The sequence below is a fragment of the Acetobacter syzygii genome (assembly GCF_000964225.1).
Lineage (GTDB): Bacteria > Pseudomonadota > Alphaproteobacteria > Acetobacterales > Acetobacteraceae > Acetobacter > Acetobacter syzygii.
This window is the reverse complement of record NZ_BAMZ01000019.1, coordinates 68,944-82,702: the sequence shown is the minus strand read 5'-3', so window position 1 is coordinate 82,702 and position 13,759 is coordinate 68,944. Positions and strand designations below refer to the sequence as shown.

Annotated in this window: 13 protein-coding genes, 1 other RNA gene and 1 pseudogene; 6 read left to right on the top strand and 9 right to left on the bottom strand. The window is 56.7% G+C overall.

From position 1 onward, the window contains the following. The first annotated feature begins 21 nt into the window (after window positions 1-21). Window positions 22-2,763 (top strand): M16 family metallopeptidase, encoded by a 2,742-nt coding sequence (locus Absy_RS07880; RefSeq protein ID WP_048854189.1) that lies wholly within the window; start codon window positions 22-24, stop codon window positions 2,761-2,763. Window positions 2,764-2,843: 80 nt separating this feature from the next. Here the strand turns inward: Absy_RS07880 and Absy_RS07875 are convergent, their stop codons facing one another. The 4 genes from Absy_RS07875 to Absy_RS07860 form a co-directional block, all read right to left on the bottom strand. Beyond that, window positions 2,844-3,845, bottom strand: coding sequence for a hypothetical protein (locus Absy_RS07875; RefSeq protein WP_048854232.1), 1,002 nt, complete (start codon window positions 3,843-3,845; stop codon window positions 2,844-2,846). Window positions 3,846-3,892: 47 nt separating this feature from the next. Continuing rightward, window positions 3,893-5,392 carry an amino acid permease gene (locus Absy_RS07870; protein WP_048854188.1) on the bottom strand — a complete coding sequence of 500 codons (1,500 nt, stop codon included), beginning with the start codon at window positions 5,390-5,392 and terminating at the stop codon, window positions 3,893-3,895. A 265-nt stretch (window positions 5,393-5,657) separates the two neighbouring features. After that, entirely contained in the window at window positions 5,658-6,737 is a 1,080-nt protein-coding gene (gene dinB / locus Absy_RS07865) for a DNA polymerase IV (protein ID WP_048854187.1), read from the bottom strand. Between the two features lie 177 nt (window positions 6,738-6,914). Beyond that, window positions 6,915-7,514: a hypothetical protein gene (locus Absy_RS07860; RefSeq protein WP_048854186.1), complete on the bottom strand. Its 600-nt coding sequence runs from the start codon at window positions 7,512-7,514 to the stop codon at window positions 6,915-6,917. 163 nt (window positions 7,515-7,677) lie between these two features. Here Absy_RS07860 and Absy_RS07855 point away from each other — a divergent pair, with 163 nt between their 5' ends. From Absy_RS07855 to Absy_RS07845, 3 genes are read left to right on the top strand one after another with little or no spacing between them, the layout of a single operon-like run. After that, window positions 7,678-8,751: a quinone-dependent dihydroorotate dehydrogenase gene (locus Absy_RS07855; protein WP_048854185.1), complete on the top strand. Its 1,074-nt coding sequence runs from the start codon at window positions 7,678-7,680 to the stop codon at window positions 8,749-8,751. Continuing rightward, the gene (locus tag Absy_RS07850; RefSeq protein WP_371861715.1) at window positions 8,748-9,623 is read left to right on the top strand and encodes a TIGR01459 family HAD-type hydrolase; all 876 of its coding nucleotides are present in this window, start codon (window positions 8,748-8,750) and stop codon (window positions 9,621-9,623) included. Before Absy_RS07855 ends, Absy_RS07850 begins: the two co-directional genes overlap by 4 nt. A gap of 2 nt (window positions 9,624-9,625) precedes the next feature. Continuing rightward, window positions 9,626-10,027: an NUDIX hydrolase gene (locus Absy_RS07845; RefSeq protein ID WP_048854183.1), complete on the top strand. Its 402-nt coding sequence runs from the start codon at window positions 9,626-9,628 to the stop codon at window positions 10,025-10,027. On the opposite strand, the gene Absy_RS07840 is transcribed toward Absy_RS07845, so the two are convergent. The 5 genes and pseudogenes from Absy_RS07840 to Absy_RS07820 form a co-directional block, all read right to left on the bottom strand. Beyond that, window positions 10,024-10,839: a TIGR00282 family metallophosphoesterase gene (locus tag Absy_RS07840; RefSeq protein ID WP_048854182.1), complete on the bottom strand. Its 816-nt coding sequence runs from the start codon at window positions 10,837-10,839 to the stop codon at window positions 10,024-10,026. The genes Absy_RS07845 and Absy_RS07840 overlap by 4 nt on opposite strands. A 33-nt stretch (window positions 10,840-10,872) precedes the next feature. Further along, complete coding sequence (locus Absy_RS07835) at window positions 10,873-11,457, bottom strand: 5-formyltetrahydrofolate cyclo-ligase (protein ID WP_048854181.1); 585 nt, start codon at window positions 11,455-11,457, stop codon at window positions 10,873-10,875. Continuing rightward, window positions 11,444-11,599: non-coding RNA, 6S RNA (gene ssrS / locus Absy_RS07830), on the bottom strand. The genes Absy_RS07835 and ssrS overlap by 14 nt, the downstream gene beginning before the upstream one ends. Window positions 11,600-11,746: 147 nt before the next feature. Continuing rightward, window positions 11,747-11,947: pseudogene (locus tag Absy_RS07825) on the bottom strand (cell division protein ZapA); the annotation flags it as partial. A 3-nt stretch (window positions 11,948-11,950) separates the two neighbouring features. Beyond that, window positions 11,951-12,244, bottom strand: coding sequence for a hypothetical protein (locus Absy_RS07820; protein WP_048854179.1), 294 nt, complete (start codon window positions 12,242-12,244; stop codon window positions 11,951-11,953). Between the two features lie 55 nt (window positions 12,245-12,299). Here Absy_RS07820 and Absy_RS07815 point away from each other — a divergent pair, with 55 nt between their 5' ends. Together Absy_RS07815 and Absy_RS07810 are read left to right on the top strand one after the other, a co-directional pair. Continuing rightward, entirely contained in the window at window positions 12,300-12,815 is a 516-nt protein-coding gene (locus Absy_RS07815; RefSeq protein ID WP_052945728.1) for a hypothetical protein, read from the top strand. Further along, window positions 12,812-13,726, top strand: a complete 915-nt coding sequence (locus tag Absy_RS07810; RefSeq protein ID WP_048854178.1) for a class I fructose-bisphosphate aldolase — start codon at window positions 12,812-12,814, stop codon at window positions 13,724-13,726. Before Absy_RS07815 ends, Absy_RS07810 begins: the two co-directional genes overlap by 4 nt. The last annotated feature ends 33 nt before the right edge of the window (window positions 13,727-13,759 follow it).

The window sequence follows — 13,759 nt, the reverse complement described above, 5'->3', positions numbered from 1 at the left end:
TAACCCAACACAGGATTTTTCATGATTTTTCGTAAAGCTACCATTTCCCGCGCAAGGGCCGCTGCATTGGTTGTGGGGGTTGCTCTGTGTGGGAGTGCCCTGTCTCCTCTTGGTGCGTCTGCACAGGTTGCATCTCCGTCCATGCCGTCCGTGCTGGTGCCACCTTCGCTTAGTAGTGCTCAGGTGGTCAGGGCGACTTTGCCCAATGGTCTCAAGGTTGTCATCGTACCGAACAAGCTGGCACCGGTGGTTACAACGGAAATCAATTATCTGGTTGGTTCTGCTGAAGTGCCAAAGGGTTTTCCCGGTACGGCACATGCGTTGGAACATATGATGTTCCGGGGCAGCAAGGGGTTGGACAAGGATCAGCTTGCTGCTGTGGGTACACGCCTTGGCGGCAGTTATAATGCGGATACAACGGAAGACGTAACGCAGTATTTTTACACGGCACAGGCACAGGATTTGCCCGTACTGTTAAAAATCGAAGCGCTCCGCATGAACGGACTAACCCTTTCGGAAGCAGACTGGAACAAGGAACGTGGCGCGATCGAGCAGGAAGTCTCGCGCGATCTGTCCAGCCCGGCTTACCGTTATCTGGAACAGTTGCAGGCCATTCTGTTTGCCGGAACACCCTACGAGCATGATGCACTGGGCACACGCCCGTCCTTTGATAAAACAACGGCAGCCGACCTGCGTGCATTTTATGAAAAATGGTACGGACCCAATAACGCCGTTCTGGTGATTGTTGGGGATGTAAACCCGGTGACCACCTTGCAACTGGTGGAAGATACATTCGGGTCTGTTCCACGTAAAACATTGCCTGCACGGCATAAGGTTGCTCCCGTTCCCCCACCGGCCAAAACGCTTACGCTGGCAACGGATTATCCAGTCGGTTTTGCAACGCTTGCGTTCCCAATGCCTGGCTCTTCCTCTGCGGATTTTGCTACGGCCGATATTCTGTCCGATGTGCTTTCCAGCCAGCGGGGAGCCTTGTATGGCCTTGTGCCACAGGGCAAGGCCCTGTTTGCCGGGTTTGAATATGCCCCCAAAAAGGAGGCTGGCTTTGGGCTGGCTTTGGCGGCTTTCCCCAAAGGAGGGGATGCGACAAAAGCCATGGCCGATATACGGGGTGTGCTGGAGGGTATTCGCAAGAATGGTGTTCCGGCTGATCTGGTGGAAGCCGCCAAACGGCGCGAGATTGCGCAAATGCAGTTTGCTGCCAATTCGGTAAGCGGTCTTGCGTCCACATGGTCTACGGCTCTTGCTTTTCAGGGGCTGGATGCACCGGGCGATCTGGTGGCTGCCTATCAGGCTGTTACGCCAGAAGCGGTTAACAGGCTGGCGGCAACCCTTTTGAACCCCGCCCATGCTGTATCTGCCGTGCTGACGCCAGAAAGTTCGGGCAACCCCGTTTCCGGCAAAGGTTTTGGGGGGGCAGAATCTTTTGCATCGTCTCCGGATAAACCCGTCAAACTCCCAGACTGGGCGGAAAAAGCGTTGCTCAAGCTCGATAAACCCGAGCTTTTATCCCAGCCGTACGTAAGTACCCTGTCTAATGGTATTCAGCTTATTGTCTGGCCCTCCCATGTCAGCCATACCATTCAGGTAAGCGGGCAGGTCCGGCAGACACCCTCCTTGCAGCAGCCAGAAGGCAAGGATGGTGTGAATGATGTAACCGAAGCCCTGTTCTCCTACGGGACCACGCATTATGACCGGCTGGCCTTCCAGAAGGCGCTGGACGACATTCCGGCATGGGAGAGTGCGGGAAGTTCCTTTTCCTTGCAGGTTCTGACACCCGACTTTGCCAAAGGTGTTGCTCTTCTGGCCGACAATGAGCTGCATCCGGCATTCGCGGAAAAGGATTTTCAGGTCGTACGCCAGCAGACGGCTCAGGCACAGGCAGGCGAGCTGCTCTCGCCCGACCATCTGTTCAGCCGGGCAATAAAAATGGCTGTGCTGCCACCCAAAGACCCCACCCTGCGGGAAGCTACGCCACAATCCATTATGAGCGTAACGCATGATGATGTTCTGGCGTATTACAAAAAAGTCTGGCGGCCGGACCTGACCACAATTGTGGTTACGGGTGATATTAGCCCGGAAAAAGCACAGGCAGTTTTGGAACAGGCATTTGGTGGGTGGAAAGCCGAAGGCGCAAAACCCAACATTGACCTGCCTGCCGTTCCTTTGAGCAAGGCATCCCACGCACAGGTGCCAGATAAGAGCAGCGTGCAGGATGAGGTAGTTCTGGCCGAAACGCTGGGGCTAACAGCCGCACATCCTGACCATTTTATGCTCCAGTTGGGGAACGAGGTGCTGGGTGGTGGTCTGTTCTCATCCCGCCTGTACCGCGACCTGCGTGTTAAAACCGGATATGTTTATACCGTGGGGAGTGCGTTCGAGTGGGGGCGTACGCGCGGCATGTACACGGTCAATTACGGTGCAGACCCGGATAAGGTGGGCAAGGCGCAGGCTGCTGCCGTGCGCGATATAAAGGCCATGCAGTCGGCTCCGCCATCGGATGATGAACTGGCTTTGGCCAAGGCATCACTGTTGCGCAGCCTGCCGCTTGCGCGTGCCAGTCTGGATCGCATTGCCGCGCAGTATTTGCACCTGAGTGAACTTGGTTTGCCGCTGGATAATGCGGACCGTGGTGCGCAGGCATATTATAATGCAACGGGTGCAGATGTGCAGGCAGCCTTCCGCCAGTGGATCCGGCCGGATGATCTGGCCTCCATTGTTAAAGGCCCTGCACCGGCCCTGTAATAAAGGATAGCTGTTAAAAAACTGTGTATGGGTGGCGGAAATTCTATTTTCCGCCACCCATGTTTTTTATGGCCATGGGGTTAGAAAACGCTGTTAAAAGCGACCTGCGGCGAAACATCAAAGCCGGTGTTGTGCCCTGCAAAATAGGTGGACACACCAGCAATAACCCCAAACTGGGGGGACCAGTTGTATTCAATGGCCGGTGCGATCTGCCAGTCGCCAGAGGATGCAGCAATGGTATCTATTTTTTTTCCGGCGTTTGAACCGCGCAAATGCGCACCATTGGCCCAGTCTCGCGCCAGATCCAGTGCCAGAACCCATCTCTGATTGATAGCAAATTCCAAAGAAAACCCGCTTTCGCCATACATTCCAGGCTGGGCACGGCCTTTAAAGCCGGATGTGGTGCCATAGCTGGTGACATCGTGCAGATGGGCGGTGGTAACGGCACGGCGGAAGGTGCTCCATACACGCAGGCGTAGTTCATGCTGCCCGGGTAACGTGTAAGTCGACTGTTCGGTCAAGGCCAGACGGAAGGTATAAGCCCCTGCGCCAACCCCGTCCTGTGCTCTGCCCAGTTTGTTATAATCGCCTGTTGGAAAAGCCATTCCGGCAAAAAGGCTGAGTGCTGGAATATAACGTTTTGGGTCTGCATCTACGTAACGCCACATCAGGTCCACAGGCAGGTCACCAAATTTGAGACCACTGCTGGTGTTATCCCCTTTTTTCCAGCGATAGCTGATAACAGGCGTAAGCTGAATACTGATTGAATCCGTAATGGAGTATTTATAAAGCGTAAAATTGCTAACCGCTTTTTGCCGTGGGTGGAGTGGTCCACTACTGCCATTACTATTGAGGTATCCCACAGGCTGGCTGTAGGTCATGTATGGCTCCCACGCAAACATGCCTTTTTGCGTCATAGCCCCTGAGGGAGAGACAAGAGACCCTGTGTACCACTGGGGTTTTGAGTTTTGTAATACTTGCGTGCTGCTGGTCTCGTCCGTGCTTGTGTCTGCCGCATGGGCAGCCATGGGCATGGAGAGTAATGCAGGGATGCTCATAAACACCCATAAGTTCTTGTACATATTTGCAAGTTTTCCAGATATGGCACAAGGGCGCGGCATGGTTTGCATTAGCGGTTATTCATCTGGGTGGGGGGCTGTGCATCAATCAGGTCTTCTGTCAGCACGATTGACGGCACGGTCTGGGGCACAGGGGTGTGTGCGGGTGTGTTCCGCAGGATGCGCCACCCAAGTGCCAGCACAATGACCAGCAGAGGGATTGCGGCAATTGTAAAGGACCCTATGGGGTAATCAAATGCCATTAATCCGATCACACCTGCAAAAAAAGCCAGTGTCATCCATGAGGTAAAGGGAGCACCGGGCATGGGAAAACCAGTGGGTGCTATTTCCCCATTACGGATTTTTTTGCGCAGTTGCATCTGGCACAGAACAATAAATGCCCATGTGCTGAGAATACCAAGAGCAGCCATACTGAGCATGATTTCAAAAATCTTGCTGGGCAGATAATAGTTCAGCACCACACCAACCAGATAAATGGCAACAGTGCTTAAAATGGCTGTGTAGGGAACGGATTTGTCGTTCATTGCGGTCAGATAACGCGGGGCAGATCCGTCCAGTGCAAGGGCGCGCAGCACCCGGCCTGTGGAGTACAAGCCAGAATTGAGACTGGAGAGTGCAGCCGTCAGCACCACAATGTTCATGATGCTATCAATCCCCGGCACGCCCAGTTTGGAAAAAAATGTTACAAACGGGCTGATACCGGCCTGATAGGATGTCCATGGTAACAGCAGAACCAGCAGGGTAATGGTGCCAACGTAAAAAATGGCAATACGCCAGATGACGTTGTTAATGGCTTGTGGCAGCACGCTCCGCACATCATGACATTCACCCGCAGCCGTGCCAATTAACTCAATGCTCGCATAGGCAAAAACCACGCCCTGAATAAGCACAAGAGCAGGTACAAAACCGTGTGGGAACAGGCCGCCATTTTCGGTTACAAGGTGCAGGCCGGTGGTGTGTCCATCCACTGGTATACGCATGGCCAGCACAATAACGGCCAGAACCAGAAAACCCCCAAGGGCAACAACCTTGATCAGGGAAAGCCAGAACTCCAGCTCTCCAAACCATTTAACGCCAGTCAGGTTCATACCTGTGACAAGCAGCAGCGCCATAAGGGCAAAAACCCACTGAGGAACTGCCGCAAAACTGGGCCAGAAGTGCATGTACATGGCCACGGCTGAAATATCCACAATGCCAGTGACCCCCCAGTTAAAGAAAGACATGCACCCTGCTACGTACGATGCGCGTGGCCCCAGGAATTCCTGTGCGTAGGAGACAAAACTCCCACTGGAGGGGCGGTACATTGCCAGCTCGCCCAAGGCGCGGAGCATCAGAAATGCAAAAATGCCGCAGACCAGATACACCAGCGCCAAAGATGGCCCAACAGCCTGCAACCGACCGCCAGCACCGAGGAACAACCCCGTGCCAATGGCACCACCCAGAGAGATCATCTGAATTTGCCGTTTACCTAACCCCCGATGGTACCCTTCTGGCGTTTTGCCCGTGCTCGCGGAGCCGGTTTGGGAGGATACGGGGGAGGACGCAGTCATTCAGCCAGCCTTACGCAATACAGTCTTTTGTAATGGAGCCGTATCGGTTGCCCCGAATTGTTGCGGGTGTAAAGATGTAACACCTATAAAATGACTGTATCCACAACGGAGTGTGATCGGCATTTTACCGTTTAAGCTAGGATTTTTGGTCTGTTTTGTGCGGTGTTTCTGGTTATTTACTTTTTGTATATTTCGGTATCAAAACATTTTCTGTGAATGACTTTGTGGAATTCCTGCATTCATCCATATTTTGTATATCAATTCTTTACGGCAGTAGGGAAAGTTGGCGTGCTCCCTCGGCCTGTCCGGGCAAAACCAGCCCGGTCAGGGACAAACCCAAAAGGCGAACAGGTTTGGCAAGGGGGAGCAAAGGGGATAACAGGCGCACACCGGCTTTGAGCAGGGTTGCCTCATCTCCTACAGGGTCCGTGAACGACTGACTGCGGGTCAGTTGGGTAAAATCCGAATGACGGAGTTTGAGCGTCACCGTCCGCCCGCTGAGTTCGCGCTTCTGGCAGCTTGTCCAGACCTGCGCTGCCAGTGAGGTCATGGCGTGTACAAGATCGGCCTCCGTATGGAGGTCTTCTATAAAGGTGGTTTCTTTCCCCAAGGATTTGCGTGGGCGATTGGCTTCAACCGGTCGGTTATCAACCCCATGGGCAATGCCGTGGTAAAATGCGGCGGCCTTGCCAAAATGGTGCTTAAGAATATCCAGCGGGCAGGCGCGCAGGTCTGCGCCGGTATGGATGCCCAGAGCGTTCATTCGCCGTGCCGTTGCCGGGCCAACGCCGTGGAACGTGCCAACCGGCAGAGGCGCAACAAAGCTCTCACCCTGACCGGGTGGAATAACAAATAATCCATTAGGCTTACGGTGATCGGATGCGAGTTTGGCCAGAAATTTGTTGTAGGAGACCCCGGCCGAGGCTGTCAGTCTGGTTTGTTCAAAAATACTGGCGCGGATTTCTTCTGCAATGGCTGTAGCAGATGCACGGCGGAGCAGGGGGTGGGTAATGTCCAGATAAGCCTCATCAAGCGAGAGAGGCTGTATAAGCGATGTATAGCGGGCAAAAATGGCATGTATCTGGGCAGATACAGCTCTGTATGCCTCAAAACGTGGTGGAACAAATACCAGATCGGGGCATTTGCGTTGGGCAATAAGGGAAGGCATGGCGGAGCGGACGCCATAGGGGCGGGCTTCGTAGCTGGCAGCGGCAACAACACCCCGCTCCTGGCAATGGCCTACAGCAACCGGCCGCCCTTTAAGGGCCGGATTGTCGCGTTGTTCGACTGAGGCATAGAATGCGTCCATGTCGATATGAATAATGCGGCGGACGGGCGTAGGCATTGCCCAACCCTTATGGCATGAATATCGCCATAATGGAACGTAAAGAGAACAATTATTGTAATATGGTCGCGACCAGGTCTGTTCGCGCTACCAAGCGCTTGCCCGTGCTTCGGGCAAAGGCTGAGCATGCACACACTACGGTCCTGACCCCTTGTGGAGTATGGGGGGGCGACTCCACTAACCTGCCGTATGGGGGGTATAACTGCGGCGCGCGGGCGCATACCGCCATGAATGAGCAATGCTCATATCCAGATCATGCCAGCGTGCGACCGAAAGGGCGGCGGTTGCAGGGTAGGCGGCGCGGCTCATGCCTGTCAGGGCAACGGGCTGTTGCAAGGGGCGTGCTGCATGGTGCGAGAGCCAGTAGCCAGCCCCCGCCAGACAGGCGCCCAGAGTGGTCAGGGCTGCCATCATGCGTTGGCGCAGGCGCGCAAAGGGGAGCAGGGGGCTAAGCAGAGCCTGCATGTCTGTTTCCCGCTCATTTTGCGCAGCTTCCGTGGCAAGGAGCAGATTATACTCGGTTTCCGTTACGGCCAGTGTGCTGCCTGCACAAATGTCCAGTGCGGGCATTTCGTGCGCTGCCATATCGGTCAATGCATCCTGAAAAGCTTGGGAAACCGCCATAAACTCCTGCCGAAAGCAGGGGAGGAACAGGCTGCCCGATGCACCGGGTGCGGCCCCACAGGGCGGGGGTGCCCCGGCAAGGCGGCGGATGGTCCACAGGGTCAGGCGTTCGCTGGCGGCAAGATCGGTGAGGTAAACGGGTGTGTGCTGCATGACGTGATCCGGAGGCGGAGCCTCCCTCCCTTGCTATCGGTCATAAGAGAGCATTAAATGAGAATCAGTCTTAGTTGCAAGTAAAACTTTGCGCTAAAACCGTGTGCTCACGTGCGTGGTTTTTTCTCTTTCCTTGGGGGGCAGCTTGAGGCACTAAAAATCCATGTCTTTGCTCGCATCCCTTTCCCTCCCGCTTGTGCGCAAGCTTGATCCCGAACAAGCGCATAAGCTTGCCATAGATGCCCTTATGTTGGGCATTTCCGTTCCCTTCAAACGCCCTGCGGATGACCCGGCACTTGCCACCCGCGCTCTGGGTATGCGGTTCTCCAACCCGATCGGCATTGCCGCAGGGTTTGATAAGGACGCCCGCGTCCTGCGCCCATTGGCGCGTCTGGGCTTTGGTTTTGTGGAAGCAGGGACCGTGACCCCGCGCCCGCAATCGGGCAACCCCAAGCCGCGCCTGTTCCGGCTGGTGGAGGACCGGGCGGTTATCAACCGTATGGGCTTTAACAATCAGGGGATTGACCGGTTTGCCGTGCGCCTTGCCCGCCTCAGCCGCCCCCTGCCATCTGGCCGTGCCGGTGGCGCAGGGGTGCCGGTGGGTGCCAACATCGGCATTAACAAGACAGGCGCAGACCCCGAGCGCGATTACCCGGCACTTGTGGCGCGGGTTAAGCCGTATGTGAATTATATTGTGCTCAACGTATCCTCCCCCAACACACCCGGTTTGCGGGGGTTGCAGGATGCGGCAAGGCTTAAGGGTATTCTGGACGCCATAGCTGCCCGCCACCCGGAGCGCCCCCCCCTGCTGGTCAAGCTTGCGCCGGACCTGGAAGATGATGCCCTTCCTCCGATTGTGGAGGCAGCGGTCGCTGGTGGCGCACAGGGGCTGATTATTAACAATACCACGCTGGCCCGCCCTGCTACGTTGCGTAGCCCGTATAAAGGGGAGGCTGGTGGCCTGTCTGGCCGTCCGCTGGCAACCCGTTCAACCGAAATGCTGCGGCTTGTGGCCACCCTTGTTGCTGGCCGTCTGGCACTTGTCTCCTGCGGGGGGATTGAAAGCGGGCAGGATATTCTGACCCGTATCCGCCTTGGGGCCGATCTGGTGCAGGTTTATAGTGCCTTTGCTTACGAAGGACCGGCTCTGGTTGCACGGTTAAAGCGTGAGATGCTCCAGATTATGCGAGCAGAAGGTGTGGAAACGCTGGATGATGTGCGTGGAGTGGATTTGTGAGCACCTCTTCAAATTGGACGTTGCCACAGGTGGCCGGGCTGGAAGCACTGGCCAGCCAGTATGATGGTTACATTATTGACCTGTGGGGCACAGTGCATGATGGCGTGCGCCCATACCCCGGTGCCATAGAGTGCCTGCAGGCTTTGCATAAGGCAGGCAAGCGGGTGGTCATGTTGTCCAACGCGCCCCGTCCGGCCGAAGTGGTCGCAACCCAGCTGGAAGCGTTTGGCGTCAGCCGTGCGCTTTATAATGGGGTCATGACCAGTGGGCAGGAAACACACCGCCAGATGCAGGCGAAGACCGACCCATGGTTTGCGCGCCTTGGCAGCAAAGTGCTGCATATTGGTGGTGTGCATGACCTGGGATTGTACGAGGGTCTGAACATCCAGCGTGTAACCGATGTGGGCATGGCCGATTTTGTTATGAACACAGGCCCGGATCTGGAGCGTGGTGTTGCCACACTGGACCCTTACCTGCCTGAACTGCGCGCCTGCCTTGCCCGTAACCTTCCCATGATCTGTGCCAACCCCGACCGGGTGGTGGTCAAAGGGGGGCACCGGCAGATCTGTGCGGGTGCTCTGGCGGCATTTTATGCCGAGCAGGGGGGAGATGTCCGATGGATCGGCAAGCCTTACCCCGGTGTGTATCAGCCCGTGTTCGATATGCTGGGTGTGCCGCATTCACGCATTCTGGCAATCGGGGATGCACTGGGGACCGATATTAAAGGTGCTGCGGCTGTTGGTGTGGATAGCCTGTGGATTCTGGGTGGTATCCATCAGGAAATGATCGGGGATGATATGGCACTGGCTACGGCAGAAGCCAATGCGGCTGGTCTGCGCCCTGTTGCGGCTGTGCAAAGGCTGGTCTGGTAATTATGCAGCCCGCTGTGGGGTGTGGCGCCTTTATTCTGCGGGATGGGTTTTTGCTGCTCATACGGCGGGTTAAAGCACCCGAGGCCGGTTGCTGGGGCTTACCCGGAGGGAAGGTCGATCCGTTTGAAACCGTTGCACAGGCTGCCATGCGGGAAGTGCGGGAAGAAGTGGGGCTGGAACTGGAGGCCGGTCCGCTGCTGTGTGTGGTGGACCAGATCGACCGTGCAGCAGGTACGCACTGGGTTGCGCCCGTTTACAGGGTTGCAGCGGTGCGTGGAGAACCCCGGTTGTGCGAACCCCACAAACATAATGGTCTGGGATGGTTTGCCCTCAATGCCCTGCCGCACCCGCTGACCGAGGCCACACGGGTTGCCGTACAGGCATTTAACGCCCAGAACGATTAGAAATCAGGCAGGGTCTGGGCAAGCAGCCCGCCCTGCCGCAGGGGGGCTACCCGGCGGGCAAGGCCGGTTGCATCATCCGTTTCTACCATAATCCCGCAGATCGTGGCTTCTCCTTCGGAGGGCTGGAGCCGTTCGCCGGGCATTTTGCGCACAAAGCGAGCAACTGCCGGTTCCTTCGTCATGCCGATCACGCTGTCATAATCCCCGCACATCCCGGCATCGGTCTGGAAGGCTGTTCCCGCAGCCAGAATGCGGTGGTCAGCGGTCGGAGTATGGGTGTGAGTCCCCACAACAAGGGAGACGCGACCATCCAGCATATGGCCAAAGGCCCATTTTTCGCTTGTGGCTTCCGCATGAATATCCACGACTATGGCATGGACCGTAGCCCCCATGCGATGTTTGGTCAGCAGTTCGTTCATGCAGCGGAAGGGGTCATCGAGCGGGTCCATGAACAACCGCCCCATAACATTGACCACCAGCGCCTTGCGGCCATCGGCCAGAGCCACCACCACACTGCCTTGACCGGGGGTGGCCGGAGGGTAGTTGAGGGGGCGGATAATACGGGGTTCCCCATCAATATGCCCGATCAGGTCACGGCGGTCCCATGCATGGTTGCCCAGTGTAAGCACATCCACGCCACTTTCCAGGAGCGATGTGGCAATGGCGGGGGAAAGCCCAAAACCGTGGCTTGCGTTTTCCGCGTTGACCACCACAAGGTCCAGCGCCAGACGTGCGCGCAGGTCGCTCAGGCGGGAGAGCACACCATCGCGCCCGGTGCGACCGACAATATCGCCCAGAAACAGAATTCTCACGCGCTTGTCTTTCGGTCTGTGCGCACTTGTGGATCAGTCAAAGCGGATAACCTCCTTTTCGGTTACAATACAGCTCAGGGGCTGGTCATAAGGGCCACAGGGCAGGTGCCCGACCTCCTGCGTGGAGGGAGCATAGCCTATACTGGTGGCGTGGGGCAGGGCAGCCAGGGTGCGGTCGTAATAGCCACCGCCATACCCAAGCCGGTGACCTGCGCGGTCAAAACCTAACAGCGGGACGAGCACAAGATCTGGTTCCATAACTGGCCCATCAGGGTAATGGGTGCCAAAGCGACCGGTCAGCATGGTTGATCCGGGGTGCCATTGCCTGAAAACCAGCGGAGTACCGCGTGGTGGTGTTTGCGGTAGGGCAACCTGAATGCCCCACTCTGCCAGCTTATGGCAAAGCGGGCGCAGGTCCACCTCGTGCGGGAGTGGCCACACGCAGGCTACTGGACCAGCGCTGCGGTGGAGCAGGCGCTCAAGATTATGGATAATGCCCTGATCACGCGTGACCTCACGCGCTCTGAGTGCTGCCATGCAGTGGACCCGTAGGTCTTTTTTGCGCGCAGCAACGTCAGGCGGATCATTGCATGGAGGAGGAGTGTGCGGAGCCACCATGGACCGTGGGTCTTTCAACCTCCAGGACCTGCTAGTGCAGGTGGGCACCGGGTAATGTGACCAGGGCCACAACAGAGCCAGCTCCCTAGGAAGTGCTTATCGGCCCAGGGGATGACTTGCCTCACGCGTCGGGCAGCCCCGCCTCTCCTATGTAGGCGCGCTCTATCTCCGCTGCAAGAGATTCCGCAGTGTCGGCCAGATCAGCCAGTCGATTGTTGGTCAGGGCCAGTTCCGCCCGCAAGCGTTCTGCATCCTGTGCGGCCAGTGCTGTGGTCTCGGGCACGCGGTTACCGGAGAGATCCTGAATTTCGTCCGCCATAAGCAGGGCGGCCAGTACCAGTACGCGGGTTTCGCCACTAAAACCCAGATTGCGGACCTGCTGCACGCGGCGTTCAACCTGATGAGCCATGGCCTGAACGTGGCGTTCCTGCCCGTTCTCGCATCCTACAGTATAGCTGTGGCCGTTAATATGAACGGAAACAAGCGCCATGGGTCAGTTCTCTTCCTCATGCCGGGGCGGGAGCGGGTTATGGCCGGGGGTGTCCTGCGCGGTTTGCTCCAGAGCGTCGCGTACACGCATGATCAGCGCATCAATATTGGCCAGCAGCTCCTGCTGGTGTGTGCTGGTGAGGTGCTGTTTTTGCTGCTTTTTATCAAGAGCAAAGGAAATGCGCTGCAATGCGCGGTCCAGACGGGTGATGGAATCTTCCGCCGATCCTGCGCGTGCGGATGCGCTGGCATAGCTGTTGCCTTGGGGTGAGTGCGGCTCCACGGCTTGATCCTGCATTCTTTTTCCCTTCTCTTAGGGTAAGGAATCACCCGCAAAAGCGATTGCGTCAAGCATGCTCACGGAAAACAGGCCACTTTTCTCATATTCTTCCGCGTCTATCCGGTATGTGTGTGTGCATGACCTTGCTGGCGCACGCATGGCTTTGCAGGTAGCGGATCAGGCTGGGTATGCCGGGTGCGTTGGCCTGCTCTCCCCCCAGGGGGCTGTGGCATTTATGGGGGTTGGCTGGTGGCAGGCATTGGTCAGCGCGCTTGCAGAATCGGCCAGCCGGACTTTTGTGCATGTGCTTGATTGCGGCAGCAGCCCGGCGGGTGCGCTCATGGCGTTGCGTTGTGGGCAGCAAGCTGCCATTCTACGCCCACAAAACCCACAATATGAGGCAGTTAGCGCCCTGTATGCACAGCAAAAAGCGGAACTTCTGCCCCAACGTCCATCATCATTTAACTTTATCATGCCGCTAAGTGGCATATCGTCTCTTGTCGGGTATTTCGCCCACGGTTATTGCCAACACCAGCATCCGGAAAATAATGTGCCGGACACAAGGCAAAAGAAGGACTGTTCCATATGACGCTTACCCCGAAGGTTAAGGCTATTCTCAACCAGTATGAGAGCGATAACCCCGGTACCAAGACGAATCTGGCCCGCCTGCTCAATGCGGGCAAGCTGGGTGGAACTGGCAAAATGGTCATTCTGCCGGTCGATCAGGGGTTCGAGCATGGTCCAGCCCGCTCTTTTGCTGCCAATCCGGCTGCCTATGACCCGCACTACCATTTCCAGCTGGCGATTGAAGCCGGGCTGAGCGGTTATGCTGCTCCGCTGGGTATGCTGGAATGCGGTGCCGCCACCTTTGCGGGTGAAATTCCGCTGATCCTCAAGTGCAACAGCTCCAACAGCCTTGCCACCGAAAAAGATCAGGCCGTAACTGGCACCGTGGCCGATGCGCTGCGCTTGGGTTGCGCGGGTATTGGCTTTACCATTTACCCCGGTTCCGAATACTGCTTCGACCAGATGGAAGAGCTGCGCGAACTGGCGGCAGAAGCCAAGTCCGCAGGTCTGGCCGTGATCGTATGGAGCTACCCGCGCGGTCCGGTGCTGGACAAAAAAGCCGAAACAGCGGTGGATGTCTGTGCGTATGCAGCCCATATGGCCGCCCTGTGCGGTGCGCACATCATTAAGGTCAAACCCCCGACCGATGTTGTTGCGCTTGATGCCTGCAAACCTGTGTATGAAAAGAACAAGGTGGACGTGGCAACTCTGGCTGCCCGTATCAACCATGTTGTGCAGTCCAGCTTCGGTGGCCGCCGGATTGTCATTTTCTCTGGTGGTGAACACACCGGCACGGACAACCTGCTGGCAACCATTCAGGGCATTCACGATGGTGGTGGCTTTGGCTCCATTATCGGTCGTAACGTGTTCCAGCGCCCCAAAGCAGAAGCGCTGGCCCTGCTCGACCAGATCATTACCATCTTCAAGAACTAAGGCGTGTTGGCGCGTATCGTGCGGGAAGGATAA